The sequence below is a fragment of the Bacillus sp. CCNWLW194 genome, from assembly GCF_037120585.1.
Lineage (GTDB): Bacteria > Bacillota > Bacilli > Bacillales > Bacillaceae_G > Bacillus_A > Bacillus_A basilensis.
Genome location: NZ_JBBBBL010000015.1, coordinates 118,885 through 140,314 on the forward strand (window position 1 = coordinate 118,885; position 21,430 = coordinate 140,314).

The following is a 21,430-nucleotide window of genomic DNA, read 5'->3' on the forward strand; positions in this document are numbered from 1 at the left end:
AACATAGAAATATAGGGGGAGAAAAAATGAAGTATACAAAATTGCAAAAGGCAGGACTAAATATTTCAAAGTTGGGGTTAGGAACAAACGCTATTGGGGGACATAATTTATATGCTGATGTGAACGAGGAAGAAGGGAAACGATTAATAGAAGAAGCTATCCAGCAAGGGATTACCTTTTTTGATACAGCAGATTCATACGGTTTCGGTAGATCAGAAGAATTAGTAGGAGAAGTATTAAAAGGAAAACGCCACGAAGTTGTACTTGCTACAAAAGGTGGAATACAGCCGTTATTAAATGGAGGGGTTTATATTAATAATGAACCAAGCTATTTAAGAAATGCTGTAGAAAATAGTTTAAGAAGATTACAAACTGATTATATTGATTTATATTATTTACATTTTACAAATCCAGAAATAAGTTACATAGATTCAATTGGTGAGCTTACTCGTCTAAAAGAAGAAGGGAAAATTCGTTCAATAGGAATATCAAACATAAACCTAGAGCAATTAAAGGAAGCGAATCAACACGGACAGATAGATGTTGTACAATCACCCTATAATATATTGGATCGTGCTGCTGGGGAAGAACTTTTGCCGTATTGTATAGAATCAGGTATTTCATTTATTCCGTACGGACCTCTTGCCTTTGGGATACTAGGTGGAAAATATACAGAAGATTTTAAACTAAGTGAAGGTGATTGGCGTCAAAGTGTAAATCTATTTGAAGAAAATACATATAAGAGTAACTTTAAGAAAGTTGAAAAGTTAAAAGGCTTAGCTAAAGAAAAGGATCTCGAAGTATCGCATTTAGCTTTAGCGTGGTTATTAAACAAAAAAGGAATTGATACTGTTATTCCTGGTGGGAAACGAGCGGAGCAAATAAAAGAAAGTGTAAGAGCGGTGGAAGTTTCATTGAATGAAAAGGTTATAAAAGAGATTGAATCTATTTTAGAAGATTAATTGAAAGGAGGGATATTTCCCTCTTTTTATATAAAAGGAGAAGATTTAAATGAAAAGAGTACTAGCTGTATTCTTTACAATCATGTTTATGATCGGTACAGATAATTTCTTAATTTCACCACTTTTACCGACTTTACAACAGGTGTATCATATTTCAACTGAGTTGTCAGGGTGGATGGTGAGTTCATATGCTTTAGGATACGCTGGATTTGCGCTTATCACTGGTCCTATATCAGATGGCTTAAACAGAAAAAAAGTGATGGTAATAGGAATGAGTTTTTTTGCGTTAAGTACGTTTTTATGTGGAATTGCACCGAGTTTTCTATGGATGCTAGCATTTAGATTTTTAGCAGGTGTGAGTGCAGCCTTTGTATCTCCACAAGTGTGGGCATCTATTCCGCTCCTAATAGAGAAGAAGCAAATTGTAAAAGCAATTGGAATTGCAACAGCAGGGCTATCAATCGCCCAAATTTTAGGGCTGCCAATTGGAGCATATTTAGCAACGACACATTATACAACACCATTCTTCGTCATTGGTATATTATCAGCACTACTTGTCGTTCTTATTTATGTAGTATTACCAGAAATACAACCGGTTCACATAGGTGGAAATAAAACAAACATTTTAAAACGCTATAAACAATTACTTACAGATTCAAAGGCTTCATTATCTTATTTTGCATATTTTGTTTTTTAAACTGGTAATTTTGCTGCATTTTCATTCTTTGGTGTGTGGCTTTCCAGTCAATTTGGCTTACAAGTTCATGAAGTAGGTACAGCTATGCTCGTATTAGGATTAGGAAATTTAACTGGGAATATTTTTGGTCCTAGAATCGTAAATAAAATTGGTTATAACCTTTCTTTCTATGGCGGCATTATATTTATAGCAGTGCTATATGTATTACTTCCTCATATAAAGAACATTATATTTGTGGAGTTATTATTTTTTGTTTTATTTTTTGTGACAGGAATTTTGTTTGTATTGATGATGAGGCACTTACAAAACATGTCTATTGTAGCAAGAGGAACAGGAGCAGCTCTTGCTAATGCTTCGATGTATATTGGTCAAATGATAGGAGCGGCAATAGCAGGACTGCTATTTGCGGCATCTCACAATTTTATATTTGTAGGTAGTTTTACTGCTTTCCTATATGTAGTCGCTTTATTATTGTTTAGAAAAAGTGAAAAACTTACTGGAAATCGTGAAACAGGAATTGCTTCATAAAGCCTGTTCAAATAAAAAATAGCTGTATTTCTTCGGTTGAGGTGACATCAAATAAAACGAGTACAAGAAGTGCGGTTAGTGTAGCAATGAAAACTTCAGTTGAAAACCAAATATGAAATATATTAAATCAATATTAGAAGAGTAATAATACAAGAAGTAGTTTTTAAGTGCAGAAGCTACAGAAAGTAGAGAAATAGTGTATAGGCATTGTAACAAAGCTATGGAGAATCAAAAAATAAAAATCCCTACAGAGATAGGGATTTATATATCGGCATATAGTTCCTTGGAAAGGATGTACTAAGTATAACATATAGGACTACTTATATTTGTGAAGTAGATGTGAAAGTAATGTGAAAAATGTTGAAAAAAACACTATTTAAATAGAGAATAATGTAGATAAGAGTATGGATTTTGCATAAATATTATGTTATATTTTTACTTATATGTTAAATATTACATATTTTTATATTGTTGGGGATAAAAGGGAGAGATTTAAATGCAATGGTATTTGAACGCTCTAAAGAATTATGGGAATTTTAGTGGTAGAGCTACGCGAAAAGAGTACTGGATTTTTAGTCTATCCAATATCGTAATTTTTTGGCTACTTTTGTTTTTATCATCATTTTCAGAGGTTTTGGTTGCTATTATTGCATTGCTATTTATGTTAGTAATGATTATACCAAGCTTTTCGGTTGGAGCACGTCGGTTACATGATATTGGGAAAACAGGATGGTGGCAACTACTAAATTTTGTACCATTTGGTAGCGTTGTTTTACTTGTATTTTTCATCATTGAAAGTGAAGAAAATGACAATCAATACGGACCAAATCCGCATACAAAGTTAAAAGAAGCGATTTAATAAACTAATTTCGTATATAGCATTACTAGTTCAACAAATTTTGCTTAATATATCTATTCTTAAAATGTTTTACATGAGGTTATATTATTAGGTTGATCTAAGCCAATATGAATTTTGGATCAGTAAAAATGGGAAGAATAAAGGTAGAGTGAAAGTATCATGGTAAGAAAAAATTTCTAAATAAAAAGCACTGTTTTAGCTAATTAACTAAAACAGTGCTTTTCTTTTTGATTGAACAGTTGCTGCATTTTCATCATGTATGCCTGCATCTTTAATAATTCGTTGTTTTGCTTTATTTAATAGATGGTTTACTGCTTCTCCAAAATAGTTAGCTTCGCTTTTCGTGCGGGCTTCTCGTAAACATTTATAGTTTTCTAGCAGTTCCTCTTTTTCAGTGTCTGTTAAGAAATCTTCTATTTTCTTTTTTGTCATACGAAACACCCTTTCTTCTGACAAACGACGCAATAGAAAATATTTATTATTTATTATAGCAATAATTTTTAAAAAAAGTATAGACTAACGTCGTAATAATTTGTCAATTTCTTGAATCTTCTCATCAGCTTTCCCAATTTGTGTATTTTTAGCCTGCTCACCACCAAGCGCTTGGTGCAGTAAGAAAGTCTGACCGGAAATAGCAGTCACAATGGATACTTTAATAATTTCTTTTATTAAGGTGACATCGAATAGAACGAGTCCAAGAAGTGCAGCTAGGCTACCAGTGAAAATATCAGTCAAAAACCCAAAGTGAAAAAAAGTTTTCAAACGGCGTGGAAGCAATAACTTGCCTTGGTTATTGATAAGATGGGAAACGAAACCAGTAATGCCACCAACGAGAATAGCAGTTAGCCATTGATACATTTCCATCGAATCCACTCCTTTTAGTGAATAAGATTCGATTTTTTTATATTGATTCCTTTTAATATTTCATAGAAGCATATTGAGAAAGTTTGTTTGGGTTTATTATGTATTCAATTTAATTATAACAGAAAAATCTGATATATATGAGTCTATTATATGACGCAGTTATTCCTTAATATGAATGTAGAAAGGGGTGCGTGATATGAATATAGATTTCCGAATAAGAAGTGTGGATGGTTATACAAAAAATATAGGGGAATTAGTAAGCATGCTGGAGTACACGAGGGCTGTAACATTACAGGAAATAAAAGATCTGTCAGTTGAGCAATTAGATTTAATGATACCGAGTGGAGGGAATTCCATTGGAGCGTTACTAAAGCATATAGCAGCTATAGAAAAAGCTCACCAACTTATTTCATTTCAAGAGCGTGACTTTACTAAAGAAGAATTAGAAATATGGGAAGACGCACTGTATTTAGGGGAAGTGGGGAGAACAATCCGTGGTCATGAAATAAAGTATTATGTACAACTTCTACAAAGTGTCCGAGAAGAATCTTTGAAGTATTTGAGTGAACAAGATGATGAGTGGCTTAAGTCAGAAAGAAAGTGGCCTAACGGTGTAGCATATAACCAGCACTATCTGTGGTTTCATGTGCTAGAAGATGAGATTAATCACCGTGGACAAATTAGAATGATGAAAAATAAATTGTTTGAAAATTACGTTAAATAAGGTAGCTTTTTGTATAGATATTCCATATAATGAGAGTAATTAAAATAAGAACGGGGTGATGTATTATGGCGAAAATAGCTTATATGAATAATAAACCAAATACAAAGGTGGATGGAAAGGGCGAGACTATATAAGGGAGCGCACGATCCTTCCGCTTAGCTTAAACTAGGGAGGATATCAATTTGAATCAAAATATTTTAGAATCGTTCGGCTGGGATTCTTTTTTTGAGGAACAAGCTGTAGAGAACTTTGAAGTAGGGCGTATTTTACTTGAGCATAAGCATATATATCGAATTATTTGCAATGATGGTGAATATATGGCAGAGCTGTCTGGTAAGTTTCGGCATGAAGCAGTAACGAAGGGTGATTATCCAGCGGTTGGTGATTGGGTGTATATAAAAAAAATAGAGAATGAAAAGAAAGCAATTATTCATCGTATTTTTCCTAGAAGAAGCTCTTTTTCTAGACAAGAGGCTGGTAATCGAACGGAAGAACAAGTAATAGCAGCAAATGTAGATTATCTATTTTTAGTGAATGCACTGAACCATGATTTTAACGTAAGAAGAATGGAGCGCTATTTACTATTAGCGTATGAAAGTGGTGCGCTGCCTGTTATTGTTTTAACAAAGAGTAGCTTATGTGAAGACGTGGAACAGAAAATCGTTGAAACGGAAGCTGTAGCAATTGGTGTTCCAATCTTCGTCGTTGATAGTTTAGAGCATACTGGGATTGGATCGTTGCAGCAATTTGTTGCTTCAGGAAAAACAATTGCTTTAGTCGGTTCATCTGGGGTTGGAAAATCCACTTTATTAAATGCACTCATAGGAATTGAAGTAGCAAAAACGGGAGATATTCGTGAGGAAGATAGTAAAGGAAGACATACGACAACGCATCGTGAATTGTTCCGATTACCGAGTGGTGGTTTAGTTATTGATACACCAGGCATGAGGGAACTACAACTTTGGGAAGGAAGCGATGCGATTCAAACAACATTTTCTGATATTGAAGAACTAGCAAAAACGTGCCGTTTTAGGGACTGTAAGCATGAAAATGAGCCAGGGTGTGCAGTGCATAATGCAATTGATAACGGAATTATTACGATAAATCGTTTGCAAAGCTATAAAAAATTACAAAAAGAACTGGCGTATTTTATGAGAAAACAAGATGCTATTCTTGCAAGAGCAGAGCGTGATAAGTGGAAAAAGATTACTAAACAGCATAAAAAAATGTAAAAAGCCAAAGGGGGATTCCCTTTGGCTTTTTACATTTGTAAATTTTATAATAATATTATTCATATATATGGACAAAGGGAAATTATTTGTTTAAACTTTACAAAGTATTCATCATAATAGGTTATGAAAATAATAATTAGGGAATGGGAAATATTTATAGTTCACTAAATTTAACTTTTGAAATTGAAAAGCAGGAGGTTTGTAATGGGTAGACTATTAAATTGGTTTCGTGATATGAAAGTAGCAAAAAAACTACTAATTTCATTTTTCGTCATTTTAATTGCGGCTGTTTCTATTATCGGAGGCATGTCTTATCAAACAGCTAAAAAGAATTTTGAATCACAAATTACGAGTAGTGCTAACGACAATATAAAAATACTGGATAATTTAATCAATCAAATGATTGATGCGAAATTTAATGACGTGAATAGTTTTGCACGGGTGATTCAAGGGAATATGTATCAAAGCGATAGTCATGATGAATTAAGGAAAATGTTATCTCAATATATAAATTTAAATAAAGATGTTGAACAAGTATATGTTGCCGGAAATGATAAAAAATTTGTGCAAGAACCAAATATACAAATGGCAGCAGACTATGATCCCACAGAGCGTTCTTGGTATAAAGATGCAGTTGCAAAACAAGGTGGTATTGTCATTACTGAGCCGTATAAGGCGAAAGGAAATGGACATATTGTCGTAACAATTGCAAAACAAACAGAAGATAAAAACGGTGTTGTTGCAGTAGATTTAAGTTTAGATAATTTATTAAAAACAACAAAGTTAATCAATATTGGTAAAAAAGGATATGCTTTCATTTTAGATGGGAAACAAAAAATAATTGCTCATCCACAAGAAAAATCAGGAGATAAGGCAGCTGATTCTTGGGCAAAGAAAATTTACGAAGATAATCATGGTGCTTTTTCTTACTCTTATGGCGGTAGCGAAAAGCAAATGGTATTTGCTACAAATGTAAAAACTGGTTGGAAAATTGGCGGGACGATGTACTCAAATGAAGTAATTGAAGCTGCTCAACCTGTATTTTATAATATGTTAATTGTTATGCTTATCTCATTAGTAGTAGGTGGAACACTTATTTATTTTGTAACACTGTCAATTACGAAGCCTTTAAAGAGATTAGTTGTTACCTCTAAAGAAATCAGTGAAGGGGATTTAACACAAACAATTGAAATTCATTCTAATGATGAAATTGGTCAACTTGCAAAAGGATTTAATGAGATGACAGATGCATTGCGAACGTTAATCGGAAGAATTAATACTTCGGCTGGACATGTTGCAGCAGCATCAGAAGAGCTAACGGCAAGTGTAAGACAGGCCAGCGAAGCGACTGAGCAAATTACAACGGCAATGGATGAAATATCGAGCGGGGCAACAACGCAAACGACAAGTGTAGAAAATGGTGCAATGTTACTATTTGATGTAACGGAAGGAATTCAGCATGTAGCAAATAGTTCATCATCAATTAATACGGCTTCTGCTCATACTCGTGAAAAAGCAGAAGATGGTGGAAAACTGGTCGGAAAAACAGTAAATCAAATGCAGTCTATTGCAGAATCTGTTTCGCAATCAGATGAAGTTATACAGTTATTAAATAATAAATCAAAACAAATTGGTGACATACTAGAAGTAATTCAAAATATCGCAGATCAAACAAATCTTCTAGCTTTGAATGCAGCAATTGAAGCTGCAAGAGCAGGAGAGCACGGAAGAGGATTTGCAATCGTTGCAGATGAAGTACGTAAATTGGCGGAGAAGTCTAGCGTATCTTCTAGTGAAATTAGTAAATTAATATGTGAAATACAAGATGACATGAGTAAGACGGTAAAGTCTATGGGGCATGTAAATGAAGAAGTTCAATCTGGACTTGTTATTGCGAATGAAACGAAGCAAAACTTTACTGAGATTTTACAATCTACAAATGAAATTGCGGATCAAATTAAAACGATGGTTGAAACGGCTAACGGGATGTCAAAAGGTGCAAATGAAGTGTCTATTTCGGTAGGTCAAATTGCAATGACAGCACAGAATAATGCGACGAGTACTCAAAACGTTGCAGCATCGGCAGAAGAACAACTAGCGTCCATCGAAGAGATTAGTTCTGCAGCTGGTACATTATCTCAAATGGCGGAAGAGTTACAAGGGTTAATTGAAAGATTTAAAGTTTAACAGAGGACAGGCTATCTCCAAAATAGCAGTATGCGATTTTGGAGTAGTCTGTTTTTACTATGTAACATGAAATGTGATAGAGAGTATGTTTATGATGTTTAAAGGTATATCATGTATAATATTTGTCGAAAAATAGAGGTATTTGTTAACTTTATGTATAATTATAATCATATAGAATGCAAATAAAGGAGATTATTAATATGGGAGTGTACTGGGGGACCAAAAGACATTCTTGGCTTAGTTATGTCTCATTTTGGTTAAGTATTTCATTTTTTATTGTTTTTCTAATTGAAGTGTTTATTTTAAAAACACTTTCGAATAGTTCGGTGCAAATTGTTAAATATTTTTATTTGATATTTGTACCAGTAAACATCTTTCTTAGTTTAAAGTTACTCTTTAAGAAGAATGAAAAGAAAGCATTACCTATTTTTAGTTTCATTGTATCATTATTATTTACAATTTTAATACTAGTATTAGCATTAGTAGCTACTGGAAAGTTCTTTTAAGGAGAGTGATGTAAGTCACTCTTCTTTTTTGTTGTGAGCAAATAATGAATGGGTACAGGTTTAAAATATAAGGGGGGGGGAAGTAATAAAGTAAGCCATATAATAATAAAGACTAAATAAAGTGTTTTATATAGACTTATGAAGCAAATGAATACGGTAAGAATAGCGATATATGGTACAATACATATGGATAGTGATAGAGATAAAGGGTATATAAAATACTCATCGTTTTTTAGTAAGAGAGGGGTTATCTTATGCTATACGAGGATTTGATGACATTATTTCAAACAGCTCCGAAAGAAGAAGGTAGAGGCGGCTGGAAATATATAATCCAGGAACGAAATGATAAATATGAAATTGTTGATGAAATGTTAAAAAATGAAATGAGTGTTGAATTGTATTTTAATGAATATGATGAGGTGAAAATCACTTTATATAAAGATGGAATGCCTATTTCTACTATGCAAAGAATTGCGATTTCAAAAGTTGAATTAGACGAAGAGGAAGAAGGAATTCAATTCGTTTTAGAACGTATGCCTAGTCGGATGATTCGCTTGCAATTAAAGCCATATTTAGCACTCGAAATGGGACCGTACTGGGAAGTTTGTGATGATTGTGAATAAACATAAAAGGAGCATCCAATGACATGGATGCTCCTTTTATGTTTTTTGAAGTCGTTTAAAAGCAATAATCGGGAGTAAAATAATACTGACCCATCCGATTATAGGATATAAAATGTGGAGCAATTCACTGTAACCAACGTAACTAAAGCAATAACTAATTAGTAAAATGAAGAAAATAATATTGTTGTTTTGCCATCCGGTAATCGATTGCATCTGTTTTGTCATTCCGAATACATTGCCAACTAAAGTTGTGAACACTTCACCGAAAATAACAAGAACAAAGAAGAAGTGGAAAGTTGCATTAAATCTTCTTATGACTTCAGCCATTGGGATGTTATATTGATAAAATTGATCGACTGATAAGATCGCTAAATGGCTGCATAGTAAAATTAAAGAAAGTCCTGCCCCACCTAAAATACCACCCCATAAAATGGCTTTTCGATCTTTCACTTCACTGGCTAACGGGACGAGAACGCTTTGGGCGAGAGAAAGATTTAAGGCGACATATGTAATAGGGCTAGTTATCCACTTCATATTCCAGCTTTCTGCAGGAATAGTGTTACTAATGGGAGTTGTACCGTGAAAAAATGTTGTAATAGCAAGTCCTATAATAAAAATCATCATAATAGGTACGACAAGAGTATTTACCTCAAAGACACCTTGTAATCCACGACTACCTATAATGAGGCATGCAATTACTGTAATGAGAATGCCGAGTTGTCTTGGTAAACGAAGTTGCTCTTCAAATACTGCTCCAGCTCCTGATAACATAACGCTCGTTACACCAAATAATACGAGTAATAATAGTGTATTTACAACATTACCAAATACATCTCCAAATAAATATTTGTTAAATTCTTGCGCTGAAAATGCACCGATTTGTGATGAAAGCAACATCATCTTCGTGCCAAGCCAAATAAAAAAAAATCCACTGACACATATACCAATTGTTCCGTAAAATCCGTTCACTGTAAAAAATTCAACAATTTCTCGTCCAGTAGCAAATCCAGCTCCAACGACTGTTCCAATATAAGTAGCAGCGACTTTCTTTGCTACTTGCCATTGTTGATTGTCCATGTTATCCCTCTTTCTACTACGATGAGCTTGATTTACTATTATGCATATGTATGAGCTTGGACAATTAGACGTATGAAGTGTTTGAAAACATACATGAATTAATAGATATTAGGGAAGTATTAAAGGTGTTAAAACTTTGTTACATATGAGCCAATCGTTCGAAAGGATAGGGAATGTATGGTAAAATGTAACTAGGTTATTAAAAGAAAAACAGTATGAAATAATAAGAGGAGTGGATTGTATGAGTACGAAAACAAATGTTGTTGAAGTATTAAACAAGCAGGTAGCAAACTGGAATGTGTTATATGTGAAACTACATAATTATCACTGGTATGTGACAGGACCGCACTTCTTTACATTACATGAGAAATTTGAAGAGTTTTACAATGAAGCTGGAACGTATATTGATGAATTAGCAGAACGTATTTTAGCATTGGAAGGTAAACCGCTAGCGACAATGAAAGAATATCTTGCTACTTCTAGTGTCAGCGAAGGGACAAGCAAGGAATCCGCAGAGGAAATGGTGCAAACATTAGTGAATGATTACTCTGCACTTATTCAAGAATTGAAAGAAGGTATGGAGATTGCTAGTGAAGCTGGAGATGAAACATCAGCGGATATGTTGTTAGCAATTCATACAACATTAGAGCAACATGTATGGATGCTAAGTGCGTTCTTAAAATAAATATAAGAATATAAAGAAAAAAGTCATTGAAAAATTCTTTCAATGACTTTTTTGTGATTTTTCAGTTTTCTTTTATGCTATAATATAGTAAAAAGGAGGCGATGCAATGTTTCGCTTTTTCAAAACTGGAAAAGAAGAGCGTGAAATTACGAAAGATGAATTAGAACAAGCGATGGCTAAGTTTCTAGAAACGAATGCTAATATCGTTTATACAGTATTAGTAAATGATGATTATACAGTAAATTATGATTTGTTAAAGCCGTATTTACCTGCATTTCCAACAAACCTTTTTCTTATTACGAAGGAAACGCTTGAGGTATTTGAACATACAGAAGAAAACTTAAACCTAGTGAAAGAAATTGATATCGTACAAAAAGCAGTAGATCAATATGTAACAGAAAAAGAAATGTTTCCAATTGTTGAAGGTAGTGAAGATCGCCTTATATGCGGGGTGAAATTAGGGCCGTATTTAAATCGTATATTAAAAAGAAACTTATATATTTCAGAAAAGCATTATTTAGTTTCAAGTAAACCAGATAGAAAAAAACAAAAGAGTGGGTAGATGTATGGAAAACAACAATAAATATATTGTTGTCTTTTTTTGTTTGTAAAAATATTGATTTTTCAGTTTATTCAACTTTATAATAAAATTATTGGACAAAGTGGAGTAATGATTAAGTGTCATTCTAAGAATAAAGTATTGTTAGCGTGGGTTATATACATTGATTATAGAATGGTATAAAGGTTTGAGAAATAAATATTATAAAAGGTTACGGGGGAATTGGGGTATGAAAAATAGTATGACTTATATTCAATTATTAAATGAAACGTTACATTGTTATGCAAAGAAAGGAAGTTTGGAAGCGTATACTTATATAATGGAGCATGCTAAAGGTATAGTGGGGAATGAGGCGCAAATATATAATTTTAAATATGCATTAGCGAGTGCAGCAGGACTTGAAGAAGAAGCGTTGCATTTAATGAAGGAAGCTATTATAGAAAAGGGTTTTTGGTATGGAAATAAGTATTTAATTTCGGACGACGATTTAAAATCATTACATAAATTTGAAGACTTTCACAAAATGGTTCAATTATGTAAAGAGAGAGAAGAGTTAGCAAAGAAAACAGAACGAGCAGACGTGAAATATATAGACGGCAAGAAAAAAGAAAAACTATTTCTTGCAATGCACGGTGATCAAGAAAATATAGGAATAGTAGAACCATATTGGAAATCTATTTTGACACAAGATTATACGTTAGCTTTACCACAGTCTTCGCAAATTCAGTTTTCAGATGGGTTTGTTTGGGATGATATACATAGAGCAAAAGAAGAATTAAAAGAGCATTACGTTAAGTTTATAGAAAATCATACAGTAGAAAGAGTAATAATTGGTGGTTTTTCTGCTGGTGCAGGAGTAGCTTTGTATACGATTTTACACAAAGATATAGATGTAGATGGTTTTATTTTTATGGCGCCGTGGCTTCCAGAGATTGAAGAATGGAATGAGTGGTTGGAAGCGCTACAAGATAAAAATATAAAGGGATATATAGTGTGTGGGGAGCAAGATGAAGATTGTTTCGAATGTACGCAGCAATTTGTACGATTATTAAGAGATAAGAATATAGAACATAAGTATAAAGTTGTGCCTAATCTAAACCATGATTATCCTGAGAATTTTGATGAGTTATTAAAAGAGGCTATTGAATATATAGATGACAAAAGTAATAAGTAGTAAGGAAGGGAGATGCATCATAATTGATGTATCTCCCTTTTATTATTATAAATTAAAAACATTTGCTAGTAAGCGATAAGAATTCAATTTATCTTCAAATCGATGAGTAATTGTGACAATCATAAATTCATCAGTATTGTACGCTTTGCTTAAGTTTACGATTTTTTCTTTCACAGAAGATGGATCACCGACAATCATACGTTGACGATTTTCTTTTATACGGAATAAATCATAAGCGCTGTATGAATAATTTTGTGCAGTTTCGATAGAAGGAGTACCAGTTGTTCGCTTTCCTTGCTCTAGTAATAAGATTGATAAATCTAAACTAGAAGCAATCCTTTCCGCTTCCTCATTTGTTTCTCCGCAAATAACAAAAATAGCGACGATTGATTTTGGTTTATCTCCTAAATAGGAAGGTTGGAATTGTTCTTGATAAGCCTCCATTACCTCAGGTCCACCGTATCCGTTTATGAACTGTGCGAATGCAAAAGAAGCACCTTGTTGTGCGGCAATCTTTGCGCTCTCTCCACTAGAACCAAGCATCCACATCTCGGGAGATGTTGGAATCACAGGAGTAGCCTTTAAATTTGCATAATGATGGTTTTCTGGTACTTGATCATGTAAGTACATTGCAACATCTGCAATTTGTTCTGGATATTGATCAAGTGAGACCATTTTTCCTTCTTGAAGTGCGCGAGTCGCAATTGGCATACCGCCAGGTGCTCTGCCGACACCAAGGTCAATACGATTTGGATAAAGCGCTTCTAAAACGCGGAAGTTCTCAGCAACTTTATAGGGGCTATAATGCGGTAACATAACACCACCTGAACCAACTCTCATACGGTCCGTTTTTGCTGCAATATGAGATATAAGTATTTCTGGACTTGAACCAGCAAGGCTTATCGAATTATGATGCTCTGATACCCAAAAACGTGTAAATCCAAGTTTTTCAACTTCTTGTGCAAGCGTAACTGTAAGAGAAAAAGCTTGGGCTGCTGTACTACCATCTGAAATAGGGGATTGGTCTAATACACTTAACTTGATCATAGAATATACCTCTCAATCTTAATGTACATCCTATTATATATTTACTTATGAAAAATGCGTAATGAAATGCTCAAAATAAAAAGTGGATAAATTACATATCCACTTTTAACGTGAAAATCCTCGTTCATAATGATTCATTTCGACTACATTTATAATATATTCGTAGTTATCAATCTCAAGTTTTAATTGTTCACGTTCTTTTTTAGATAGATGCATATTACTAAGTTTGTTGCATAGCTGTTGTTTCTTTTCTTTTAAATACTTTTTTGTAGCATTGTAGTCGTAAGCTGGTTTCATTTTTAACCACTCCTTATTTGCTGTTGCTATATTATACGAAGCGTGAAGAGATGTGAGAGCTATCTCTTATGTATTTTTAGTGAATATTCAACTTGCTCAGTTGTTATGTTTATGGGAATTTATGAATAAAATGCACTAAACCACTAATGCCCATTTGATGAAGTAAGGGGTGGAATTGTGCAGAAAGATATAATGTTTAACACTGAGATGGATGAAACGTTACAAGTTATAAATAAGGGATTGAAGAAGACGACAAGTCCGAAACAAATTATTGTAGTAGGGGCTGGTATGGCTGGTTTAGTTTCGGCCTCTTTATTAAAGGCAGCAGGACATGAGGTGAAAATTTTTGAAGCAAACAACCGGGTAGGTGGCCGCATAGAGACAGTTAGAATGGAAGATACCGGATTATATTTGGATGTTGGGGCAATGAGAATTCCGTATTCGCACACATTAACGATGGCATATATAAGAAAATTTGGGCTACAGGTGAGCCCATTTATTAATAGGAATGATACGGATATTATTTATGTAAATGGCCGGAAAACGACGTTACAACAATACGAAAAAGATCCAAGTATTTTAAGATATCCAGTGGAAATGAATGAAGTTGGGAAAACGTCTGAGGAACTATTACTGTTAGCGGTACAGCCCATTATAAATTTTATAAAAAAGAACCCAGAAAAAAATTGGGATGTTGTAGTAAAGGATTTTGGAAGATACTCTACGGGACAATTTTTAAAGTATCATCCTTATCAATATAATACGTACTTTTCTCCAGTAACGATTGAAATGATCGGTGTTCTTTTAGACTTAGAAGGTTTTTTGGAAAGGTCGTTTGTTGAAACGTTGCGCTTTTTATATATTATGCAAGAGGAGAGTGGATTTTGTGAAATAGTAGGGGGGAATGATAGATTACCAAAGTCCTTTTTACCACAATTAGAAGAAAATATTATTTATAACCAAAAATTAATGAAACTGCATCAACACGATAATGGGGTGACGGCTTTCTATCGGAACGAAGAAACGTTTGAATATAGTAGTATAACTGGTGATTTAGTTATTGTTACGATTCCGTTTTCGACAATGCGTTTTGTGGAAGTAGATCCATTTGATTCTATATCTCATGAAAAATGGAAAGCAATTCGTGAATTGCATTATATGCCTGCGACGAAAATAGGGATTCAATTTAAAAGCCGATTTTGGGAAGAGCAAGGACAATTAGGAGGCAGAATTATAACAGATTTGCCAATACGTTACGCTTATTATCCAAGCTATGGAATTGGAGAGAAGGGACCAGCTATGATGCTAGGAAGCTATACATGGTCATATGATGCGTTGTTATGGGATGGATTATCAAAGGGGGATCGTATTTATTACACATTACACAACTTAGCAACGATACTAGGTGGTCAAGTATATGATGAATTCTTGTCTGGAATATCAAAAAGTTGGACATTGGATCCATATGCACTTGGAGGGTTTGCGCTATTTCAGGCAGGTCAAGAATCTGAGCTACAACCAGTGATTGTCAAACCAGAGGGAAGAATATTCTTCGCTGGAGACCATACGACGTTATATCACGGTTGGATTCAAGGGGCAATTGAATCTGGGGTTCGTGTAGCGGTAGAGGTGAACAAGTAAAATGTGTAAAATTCAGAAATTTCTTTACTATATAGTTTGAGATGGATATTATTATATATAAAAGAATTATAGGGAGTGTTTACAGTGAATCCATTATTATTCGATTTTCCTTCTGAATTTTATACTGAAAGGCTATGTATTCGAATGCCGAAACCAGGTGACGGTAAAGTTGTATACGATGCAATTCAAGCTTCTATGCAAGAATTAAAACCATGGATGGTTTTTGCTCAAAAAGAGCAAACAGAGGAAGAAGTAGAAGAAAGCATTAGAAAATCACATATCCAATTTTTGCAGCGTGAGGATTTGAGATTGCTAGTATTTTTGAAAGAAACAGGTGAATTTATTGCATCAGCTGGATTACACCGTATTAATTGGGATATACCTCAATTTGAAATAGGGTATTGGATTGATTCAAGATTCAGTGGAAAGGGCTATATGGTAGAGGCAGCAAAGGGTATAACAGATTATGCTTTTTCTGAGCTGAAAGCAAACCGCGTAGAAATTCGTTGTGATTCTTTAAATAAGAAGAGTAGAGCAATACCTGAGAAATTAGGCTTTAAGTTAGAGGGTACGTTAGAAAGTGCGAGTGTAGCAGTAGATGGTAATGGATTAAGAGATATGTGTGTATTTGCGATGACTAGAAATACATATGAAAAAGAAGAGCTGTAAGAAGCAGCTCTTCTTTTTGTGTATTATGGTACAGGATGTCCATTAGAACTTTCGAAAATTGTAAACCATTGTTGACGGTCTAAGTGAACTTTTGTGGCAAGAGCGGCCGTTTTAACACGATCTAATTTACCAGAGCCGATGATTGGCATCATTTTAGCTGGATGTGCAAGTAACCATGCATACATAACAGTATCAATGCTACTAACACCTAGCTCAGTAGCAACCTTTTGTAAAGTTTCACGTACACGTACGGCACGTTCTGATTGACCAGTAAAGATTTCTCCGCCAGCAAGTGGTGACCAAATCATTGGATTGATTCGTTTTTCTTGGCATAAATCAATTGTTCCTTTTTCAAAATGTTCAAGCTGCATTGGGGATACTTCAATTTGATTCGTAATAAGCGGGAAATCTAAGTACGAACTTAACATATTAAATTGGGAAGGTAAGAAGTTAGATACACCGAAGTGACGAACTTTTCCTTCTTGCTTTAAGCGTGAGAACGCTTCTGCCACTTCATTTGGATCCATAAATGGATCAGGACGATGGATAAGTAATACGTCAATATAATCTGTATGTAAATTTTTAAGTGATGCTTCTGCACTTTGAATAATATGTTCTGCACTAGTGTTGTAGTGAGCAACATATCGCTCTGGAAATTTTGGTGATGGGGGAGCGATTCCACATTTTGTGATGATCTGCATGTTTTCACGTAAGGAAGGCTTTAGATGTAATGCCTCTCCGAACAGTCCTTCACATGTATAACCGCCATAAATATCAGCGTGATCGAAAGTAGTAATCCCCATATCCATGCATTCTTCAATAAAAGAAAGTAATTCTTGTTTCGTCATATTCCATTCTGCTAAACGCCAAAAACCTTGAATAATACGAGAAAATTCTAGCTTTTCAGCCATTTGAACTCGTTCCATTATAAGTGCCCCCTTGATGAATAATAATATTTCTGAAAAGGCTTTCTTTCTACGTATTATTATATAGTCAGATGGGTGTACATACAATAAATATGTTTTGCCACAAAAACGATTATTTCTATATGCTATAATGTAAAAACATATAGCTATAAGGAGAGGTACGAAATGATTCCAGTAACAATATTAACTGGTTTTCTTGGTTCAGGGAAAACGACACTATTAAATCGCATTTTGTCAGAGAATCACGGTCAGAAATTAGCGGTGATTGTAAATGAAATAGGGCAAATTGGTATCGATAATCAGTTGATTATGAATGTTGAAGAAGAAATTATGGAAATGACAAACGGTTGTTTATGCTGTACTGTACGGGAAGATTTACTCGTTGCATTAAAACAATTACTAGATGTAAAAGCAGAAGGGAAAATGGACTTTGATGGATTAGTAATTGAAACGACTGGTCTTGCAAATCCGGGTCCGATTATTCAAACATTCTTTTTAGATCCAGTCATTCAATCTGCATACCAAATTAACGGTGTTGTAACAGTAGTAGATAGTTATCATATACATAAACATTTTGAAAAAGGGCTAGAAGCAAAGGAACAAATTGCATTTGCTGATGTCGTTTTAGTAAATAAATTAGATTTAGTGAATGAAAGTGAAAAGGAAAATCTCTTGCAGGAACTGCAAGGTATTAACCCAACTGCAAATTTAATCGAGGCCACTAACTGTGATGTAGATATTCCATCATTACTACAAATTCAAACGTTTAAAACGAAAGATACGTTACAAATTTATCCTCATACAGAACATAACCATCTAGAAGGTGTAAAATCGTTTGTATTACGTGAAGAGCGCCCGTTAGATTTACAAAAACTAAATGAGTGGATGTCAGCTGTCGTTCAAGAGCTAGGGGAGTATTTATATCGTTATAAAGGGATTTTATCCATCGATGGAGTAGATAAACGTATCGTTTTCCAAGGTGTGCATACATTGTTTGCTGCATCATACGATAGAGAGTGGCAAGAGGGCGAAGAACGAGTAAGTGAAGTCGTGTTTATCGGAAAAGATATTAATAAAGAATGGTTTCAAGAACATTTCGAGGAGTGTGTGAAATAAGTCTGCGTATATTGCAGGCTTATTTTTTGGACGTAACTAAGTGTTTTGTAGAAAAATACTAGATTGCCAAAAACGAAGGGTTAAAAAAAGCCTGTTTTCACAGGCTTGTATGTTCATCTAAAAGTAACTCCATTACAACACCTACAACTGGGCCTTCATCATCAATATCCCCGTTTAAACGGAAACCAAATGATTCGTATAGTCCCATTGCAAGTTTGTTGTCTGGGTGTAAACTTAAATAAATTATTTTACATTCAAATTTATCTTGTAAGAATTGAAGGAGTATGCGAAGGAAACGTTTTGCGTATCCTTTTCCTTGATATTGTTGGTCAATCATAAAGCGGTCTAACCACACACTTTTACGCTTTTCCCAATACCATCCGTACATTGCATATCCTACAAGTGTTTCTCCATCATATAAACCTATTGACGTTCCGTTTCCTTCATATAATGATTCTGCTAAAGAAAACGCATTACTTTCAATAAATTGCTGCTGGTCTTTTGCGACGTTTAAAGCAGCTACTGAACGCCAATTTTTTGCTGTTACTTCACAAATGTGAAGAGTCATAATTCCAACTCACCTTCTAAATTAATATAGCTCAAAAGCTAATATGGATAATTTTACTTGTTATTTTGGTCAAGTCAAGCAGAAATACATAAAAAAGAAGAGGTTGCCCAAAAGTAGCTGAATAGCTAATTTTGGGCAACCTTTTTAATATTTATGCTTCATTATGCTAATAAGAGCATCTCCATTGGTGAGCTCAATATTTTTATTCACTGCAAATTGCGCTCGTTGAAGGGGCACTTGGTTTTGTATTGTCTGCTGTATGTAATATCCTACAGGAGAAATCTTGCCAAGGGGTGTAAAAAAGATGGAGAATGCAAGTTCAATTTTCGTTTACCGACTCTTACTGCATCAGAAGTAGTGGTAGATCAATCTAGATTAGAGAAACTGCAATTTATTCCAGGAAGATATATATGAAGGAAAACGCCACCATACTGCAAGTTCTGTATATTGACGACAAGGTCGAGTGGAAACATCTAAAAGAATATGAGATGGATAAACATGAACATACAGAATCACATGAACATCAACCATTGTGTGGTGATACTGGCTACGATTAGAAAGCTACAGTTTGCAACAAGAAGACATGTAATTAGTATTCATGATATGGGGAGTATCCGAAATGCAAAACTTATTATGAGAGATTTAAAGTCATATGTGAGCAAAACAATGCCAGGTGGTCCGGTATTGCCAATAAGGCTCAGTGTTACCGGTTGCCCCTGTAGCACCCGTTGAATCAGTGGGACCTGTAGGGAATTGAAAAGGTTGCATAGGTGGAAGTGTCGGTTCGACTGAACCTGGATTTAATGCAGCGGAGGATAAAAACTCGTCCAATAAAATTCACCTCTGAAAAATTCGTATTACTAATAGTAAATGCGTGAGTAGAGCCAAATGAAATGGACAAGCGATTGTATATATGAAATTTAATAAAATAGTTATTTAATAAAAAAGCAGTTAGCTTTCGCTAGACTGCTTTGCTCCCTAATGTAGTTCTTGTTATGTAATTTAGATGAAGATACTACCTACTAGGATTAAGGCTCCTAGCAAAATTAGAGAATCAACTAAAATCAAGAACTGGTTTTTCTGTGGCTTTTTCAATTCTTTTATTAAGCTGAAAACTGCACTTAATCCGAAACAAATGTATAACAAAATCATTATCGTTCCTGACATGATTAACACTCCTAATATATCGATATCTTAATTATATAACGAAAAATATATACATGTAAGTTTTTAATGAAATCCTTATTTAAATAGGGAAATACAGCTGAAATGATAAGTATATCTACTGAATATTTCAGCTGGTATTCAAAGTTTTAGAAACCAATTTTTTTAAACATCTTAGTATATGTAATTACAAGTGCAGCTTGTACAATTACGAATAGTGAACCCATAAACATTTTGTGGTTATGATCTAATGCACCGAATATTGCCATAGATATTCCAATTAAGATAAAAAGTACACTTAGGAAAGGCGTAATTTTCATTAACACATTAAGTCTTTTATTTATATACAGACTTCCTGTTCTCAATAGATTTAAGTATTAAACGAACTTATAAATGTATTTTACTATATTTTTGTTTTTGGATATACAGGGACGTATATAAGTACAGGAGAAATTTGAACGAAAACGCTATTTGGGTAGGAAAGGATAATGAAAACTGGTTACAACTTTAAATGTAACAAGTGTGGCCATAATAATACTGAAGAAGATATTGATTATACGAATATGCTTTGTGGAGAACCTTGTGGTTGTGAGTGCAATGAATACGAATTAATTTGTAGTTCTTGTGGTGATGAAATTTGCAGCGGTAATGGATGGGGAGAATTCGACAGAAAAGAAGCTGCTGAGGATGCTCAAGAAAAACTACTTTATATGAGCAAAAGAGCAGCTAGCAAAAGCTAACTGCTGATCTCCTCCAAGATGTAATTTACTATGTAAATTACATCAACTTATTCGTTAGTAAGTATGTAAATCCTATGAGAATTAACAAATTGAACGAAATCAAAAAAAGAGTTATAGAATTTATAGAAAAACCATAAAAAGATTTAAATTACTGGCAGAATTGTGCCGGTTGTTTTGAAATCATCGTGATATATTTGTATTGTGAGAAATGGCGGAAAAGAGAAAAAAGTATCTATTCAGTAGGTGCTTTTTCTTTTGCACAAAACAAACGAACACAACGAACGAAAAAACAAGACGTTATGTTTTTTTTATATTTTTCATTTTGTTTTGCTAACTTGATTTTGATGTGACGTAACCTTAAGTATTTAAAAAATTAAAAAAGTCCCTCAATAATGTTAAAGGGACCTTGCTCACGCAAATGATCTGTAAATCAATTCATCTTTGATATACAGATCATTTGTATGATAATATTTATAAAGAATTGCTAAATAATGAAATTACATAAATGCTTTTAGAAGTTCTTGAATTAATGGGATTGCTCCACCAATAAATTTTAAAACTGCCATTGCGATTTCCATATTATTC

24 protein-coding genes and 2 pseudogenes are annotated in these 21,430 nt (G+C 34.0%); 16 read left to right on the forward strand and 10 right to left on the reverse strand.

Annotated elements, in window-relative coordinates; all coding sequences use genetic code 11:
* The first annotated feature begins 26 nt into the window (after window positions 1–26).
* The 3 genes and pseudogenes from V7S50_RS26870 to V7S50_RS26880 all read left to right on the forward strand — a co-directional run bounded on the left by V7S50_RS26870 (window position 27) and on the right by V7S50_RS26880 (window position 3,046).
* On the forward strand, window positions 27–962 hold the full coding sequence (locus tag V7S50_RS26870) for an aldo/keto reductase (protein ID WP_336376432.1): 936 nt from the start codon (window positions 27–29) through the stop codon (window positions 960–962).
* 49 nt (window positions 963–1,011) lie between these two features.
* Window positions 1,012–2,187, forward strand: a pseudogene (locus V7S50_RS26875) (MFS transporter).
* Window positions 2,188–2,683: 496 nt separating this feature from the next.
* Window positions 2,684–3,046 (forward strand): DUF805 domain-containing protein, encoded by a 363-nt coding sequence (locus tag V7S50_RS26880; RefSeq protein WP_063222800.1) that lies wholly within the window; start codon window positions 2,684–2,686, stop codon window positions 3,044–3,046.
* 207 nt (window positions 3,047–3,253) lie between these two features.
* On the opposite strand, the gene V7S50_RS26885 is transcribed toward V7S50_RS26880, so the two are convergent.
* Entirely contained in the window at window positions 3,254–3,478 is a 225-nt protein-coding gene (locus tag V7S50_RS26885; RefSeq protein ID WP_000162601.1) for a hypothetical protein, read from the reverse strand.
* Between the two features lie 84 nt (window positions 3,479–3,562).
* A complete protein-coding gene (locus V7S50_RS26890; protein WP_000426313.1) occupies window positions 3,563–3,910 on the reverse strand; it encodes a DUF4257 domain-containing protein in 348 nt (115 codons plus the stop codon).
* Window positions 3,911–4,106: 196 nt separating this feature from the next.
* On the opposite strand from V7S50_RS26890, the gene V7S50_RS26895 reads away from it, so the two are divergent.
* The 5 genes from V7S50_RS26895 to V7S50_RS26915 all read left to right on the forward strand — a co-directional run bounded on the left by V7S50_RS26895 (window position 4,107) and on the right by V7S50_RS26915 (window position 9,182).
* A complete protein-coding gene (locus tag V7S50_RS26895) occupies window positions 4,107–4,634 on the forward strand; it encodes a DinB family protein (RefSeq protein ID WP_242251598.1) in 528 nt (175 codons plus the stop codon).
* A gap of 182 nt (window positions 4,635–4,816) precedes the next feature.
* A complete protein-coding gene (gene rsgA / locus V7S50_RS26900) occupies window positions 4,817–5,866 on the forward strand; it encodes a ribosome small subunit-dependent GTPase A (protein WP_242251599.1) in 1,050 nt (349 codons plus the stop codon).
* A gap of 204 nt (window positions 5,867–6,070) precedes the next feature.
* The gene (locus V7S50_RS26905) at window positions 6,071–8,053 is read left to right on the forward strand and encodes a HAMP domain-containing methyl-accepting chemotaxis protein (protein WP_242251601.1); all 1,983 of its coding nucleotides are present in this window, start codon (window positions 6,071–6,073) and stop codon (window positions 8,051–8,053) included.
* Between the two features lie 200 nt (window positions 8,054–8,253).
* Window positions 8,254–8,559 (forward strand): hypothetical protein, encoded by a 306-nt coding sequence (locus tag V7S50_RS26910; protein WP_242251603.1) that lies wholly within the window; start codon window positions 8,254–8,256, stop codon window positions 8,557–8,559.
* A 254-nt stretch (window positions 8,560–8,813) separates the two neighbouring features.
* Entirely contained in the window at window positions 8,814–9,182 is a 369-nt protein-coding gene (locus tag V7S50_RS26915) for a DUF3979 family protein (RefSeq protein ID WP_048527400.1), read from the forward strand.
* Between the two features lie 36 nt (window positions 9,183–9,218).
* On the opposite strand, the gene V7S50_RS26920 is transcribed toward V7S50_RS26915, so the two are convergent.
* The gene (locus V7S50_RS26920; RefSeq protein ID WP_048527401.1) at window positions 9,219–10,259 is read right to left on the reverse strand and encodes a YkvI family membrane protein; all 1,041 of its coding nucleotides are present in this window, start codon (window positions 10,257–10,259) and stop codon (window positions 9,219–9,221) included.
* Between the two features lie 241 nt (window positions 10,260–10,500).
* Between V7S50_RS26920 and V7S50_RS26925 the strand changes: the two genes are divergently transcribed.
* The 3 genes from V7S50_RS26925 (at window position 10,501) to V7S50_RS26935 (ending at window position 12,677) form a co-directional block, all read left to right on the forward strand.
* On the forward strand, window positions 10,501–10,944 hold the full coding sequence (locus V7S50_RS26925; protein ID WP_242251605.1) for a Dps family protein: 444 nt from the start codon (window positions 10,501–10,503) through the stop codon (window positions 10,942–10,944).
* A gap of 106 nt (window positions 10,945–11,050) precedes the next feature.
* On the forward strand, window positions 11,051–11,506 hold the full coding sequence (locus V7S50_RS26930; protein ID WP_063222792.1) for a DUF3939 domain-containing protein: 456 nt from the start codon (window positions 11,051–11,053) through the stop codon (window positions 11,504–11,506).
* A gap of 226 nt (window positions 11,507–11,732) precedes the next feature.
* Window positions 11,733–12,677 carry an alpha/beta hydrolase gene (locus tag V7S50_RS26935; protein WP_252209207.1) on the forward strand — a complete coding sequence of 315 codons (945 nt, stop codon included), beginning with the start codon at window positions 11,733–11,735 and terminating at the stop codon, window positions 12,675–12,677.
* A 45-nt stretch (window positions 12,678–12,722) separates the two neighbouring features.
* Here V7S50_RS26935 and V7S50_RS26940 read toward each other — a convergent pair whose 3' ends face one another.
* Together V7S50_RS26940 and V7S50_RS26945 are read right to left on the reverse strand one after the other, a co-directional pair.
* Complete coding sequence (locus V7S50_RS26940) at window positions 12,723–13,724, reverse strand: LLM class flavin-dependent oxidoreductase (RefSeq protein WP_242251609.1); 1,002 nt, start codon at window positions 13,722–13,724, stop codon at window positions 12,723–12,725.
* A 105-nt stretch (window positions 13,725–13,829) separates the two neighbouring features.
* Window positions 13,830–14,021 carry a DUF3896 domain-containing protein gene (locus V7S50_RS26945; protein WP_242251610.1) on the reverse strand — a complete coding sequence of 64 codons (192 nt, stop codon included), beginning with the start codon at window positions 14,019–14,021 and terminating at the stop codon, window positions 13,830–13,832.
* A gap of 177 nt (window positions 14,022–14,198) precedes the next feature.
* Here V7S50_RS26945 and V7S50_RS26950 point away from each other — a divergent pair, with 177 nt between their 5' ends.
* Window positions 14,199–15,662: a flavin monoamine oxidase family protein gene (locus V7S50_RS26950; RefSeq protein ID WP_242251611.1), complete on the forward strand. Its 1,464-nt coding sequence runs from the start codon at window positions 14,199–14,201 to the stop codon at window positions 15,660–15,662.
* A gap of 84 nt (window positions 15,663–15,746) precedes the next feature.
* A complete protein-coding gene (locus tag V7S50_RS26955) occupies window positions 15,747–16,331 on the forward strand; it encodes a GNAT family N-acetyltransferase (protein ID WP_242251613.1) in 585 nt (194 codons plus the stop codon).
* 23 nt (window positions 16,332–16,354) lie between these two features.
* On the opposite strand, the gene V7S50_RS26960 is transcribed toward V7S50_RS26955, so the two are convergent.
* A complete protein-coding gene (locus tag V7S50_RS26960; RefSeq protein ID WP_098557048.1) occupies window positions 16,355–17,257 on the reverse strand; it encodes an aldo/keto reductase in 903 nt (300 codons plus the stop codon).
* Window positions 17,258–17,422: 165 nt separating this feature from the next.
* Between V7S50_RS26960 and V7S50_RS26965 the strand changes: the two genes are divergently transcribed.
* Window positions 17,423–18,373: a CobW family GTP-binding protein gene (locus V7S50_RS26965; protein WP_242251615.1), complete on the forward strand. Its 951-nt coding sequence runs from the start codon at window positions 17,423–17,425 to the stop codon at window positions 18,371–18,373.
* Between the two features lie 97 nt (window positions 18,374–18,470).
* Here V7S50_RS26965 and V7S50_RS26970 read toward each other — a convergent pair whose 3' ends face one another.
* Entirely contained in the window at window positions 18,471–18,941 is a 471-nt protein-coding gene (locus tag V7S50_RS26970; protein WP_000172416.1) for a GNAT family N-acetyltransferase, read from the reverse strand.
* A 537-nt stretch (window positions 18,942–19,478) separates the two neighbouring features.
* Between V7S50_RS26970 and V7S50_RS26975 the strand changes: the two genes are divergently transcribed.
* Entirely contained in the window at window positions 19,479–19,673 is a 195-nt protein-coding gene (locus tag V7S50_RS26975) for a hypothetical protein (RefSeq protein WP_306475100.1), read from the forward strand.
* On the opposite strand, the pseudogene V7S50_RS34140 reads toward V7S50_RS26975, so the two are convergent.
* From V7S50_RS34140 to V7S50_RS26985, 3 genes and pseudogenes are all read right to left on the reverse strand, one after another.
* Window positions 19,635–19,772, reverse strand: a pseudogene (locus tag V7S50_RS34140) (exosporium leader peptide-containing protein); the annotation flags it as partial. The gene V7S50_RS26975 and the pseudogene V7S50_RS34140 sit on opposite strands and share 39 nt — an antisense overlap.
* 171 nt (window positions 19,773–19,943) lie before the next feature.
* A complete protein-coding gene (locus tag V7S50_RS26980) occupies window positions 19,944–20,108 on the reverse strand; it encodes a hypothetical protein (protein WP_000017081.1) in 165 nt (54 codons plus the stop codon).
* 146 nt (window positions 20,109–20,254) lie between these two features.
* Window positions 20,255–20,449 (reverse strand): hypothetical protein, encoded by a 195-nt coding sequence (locus V7S50_RS26985; RefSeq protein WP_001042534.1) that lies wholly within the window; start codon window positions 20,447–20,449, stop codon window positions 20,255–20,257.
* Window positions 20,450–20,593: 144 nt separating this feature from the next.
* Between V7S50_RS26985 and V7S50_RS26990 the strand changes: the two genes are divergently transcribed.
* Window positions 20,594–20,845, forward strand: coding sequence for a transcription initiation factor TFIIIB (locus V7S50_RS26990; RefSeq protein ID WP_242251617.1), 252 nt, complete (start codon window positions 20,594–20,596; stop codon window positions 20,843–20,845).
* Window positions 20,846–21,430: the final 585 nt, after the last annotated feature.

What these genes read in the sequence shown, in the direction of transcription:
- V7S50_RS26915 (WP_048527400.1), top strand. Translation starts at nt 8,814, where the DNA reads ATGCTATACGAGGATTTGATGACATTATTTCAAACAGCTCCGAAAGAA.
- V7S50_RS26880 (WP_063222800.1), top strand. Translation starts at nt 2,684, where the DNA reads ATGCAATGGTATTTGAACGCTCTAAAGAATTATGGGAATTTTAGTGGT.
- V7S50_RS26945 (WP_242251610.1), bottom strand. Translation starts at nt 14,021, where the DNA reads ATGAAACCAGCTTACGACTACAATGCTACAAAAAAGTATTTAAAAGAA.
- V7S50_RS26935 (WP_252209207.1), top strand. Translation starts at nt 11,733, where the DNA reads ATGAAAAATAGTATGACTTATATTCAATTATTAAATGAAACGTTACAT.
- V7S50_RS26920 (WP_048527401.1), bottom strand. Translation starts at nt 10,259, where the DNA reads ATGGACAATCAACAATGGCAAGTAGCAAAGAAAGTCGCTGCTACTTAT.
- V7S50_RS26910 (WP_242251603.1), top strand. Translation starts at nt 8,254, where the DNA reads ATGGGAGTGTACTGGGGGACCAAAAGACATTCTTGGCTTAGTTATGTC.
- V7S50_RS26965 (WP_242251615.1), top strand. Translation starts at nt 17,423, where the DNA reads ATGATTCCAGTAACAATATTAACTGGTTTTCTTGGTTCAGGGAAAACG.
- V7S50_RS26870 (WP_336376432.1), top strand. Translation starts at nt 27, where the DNA reads ATGAAGTATACAAAATTGCAAAAGGCAGGACTAAATATTTCAAAGTTG.
- V7S50_RS26925 (WP_242251605.1), top strand. Translation starts at nt 10,501, where the DNA reads ATGAGTACGAAAACAAATGTTGTTGAAGTATTAAACAAGCAGGTAGCA.
- V7S50_RS26930 (WP_063222792.1), top strand. Translation starts at nt 11,051, where the DNA reads ATGTTTCGCTTTTTCAAAACTGGAAAAGAAGAGCGTGAAATTACGAAA.
- V7S50_RS26960 (WP_098557048.1), bottom strand. Translation starts at nt 17,257, where the DNA reads ATGGAACGAGTTCAAATGGCTGAAAAGCTAGAATTTTCTCGTATTATT.
- V7S50_RS26905 (WP_242251601.1), top strand. Translation starts at nt 6,071, where the DNA reads ATGGGTAGACTATTAAATTGGTTTCGTGATATGAAAGTAGCAAAAAAA.
- V7S50_RS26980 (WP_000017081.1), bottom strand. Translation starts at nt 20,108, where the DNA reads ATGTCAGGAACGATAATGATTTTGTTATACATTTGTTTCGGATTAAGT.
- V7S50_RS26940 (WP_242251609.1), bottom strand. Translation starts at nt 13,724, where the DNA reads ATGATCAAGTTAAGTGTATTAGACCAATCCCCTATTTCAGATGGTAGT.
- V7S50_RS26990 (WP_242251617.1), top strand. Translation starts at nt 20,594, where the DNA reads ATGAAAACTGGTTACAACTTTAAATGTAACAAGTGTGGCCATAATAAT.
- V7S50_RS26885 (WP_000162601.1), bottom strand. Translation starts at nt 3,478, where the DNA reads ATGACAAAAAAGAAAATAGAAGATTTCTTAACAGACACTGAAAAAGAG.
- V7S50_RS26895 (WP_242251598.1), top strand. Translation starts at nt 4,107, where the DNA reads ATGAATATAGATTTCCGAATAAGAAGTGTGGATGGTTATACAAAAAAT.
- V7S50_RS26890 (WP_000426313.1), bottom strand. Translation starts at nt 3,910, where the DNA reads ATGGAAATGTATCAATGGCTAACTGCTATTCTCGTTGGTGGCATTACT.
- V7S50_RS26970 (WP_000172416.1), bottom strand. Translation starts at nt 18,941, where the DNA reads ATGACTCTTCACATTTGTGAAGTAACAGCAAAAAATTGGCGTTCAGTA.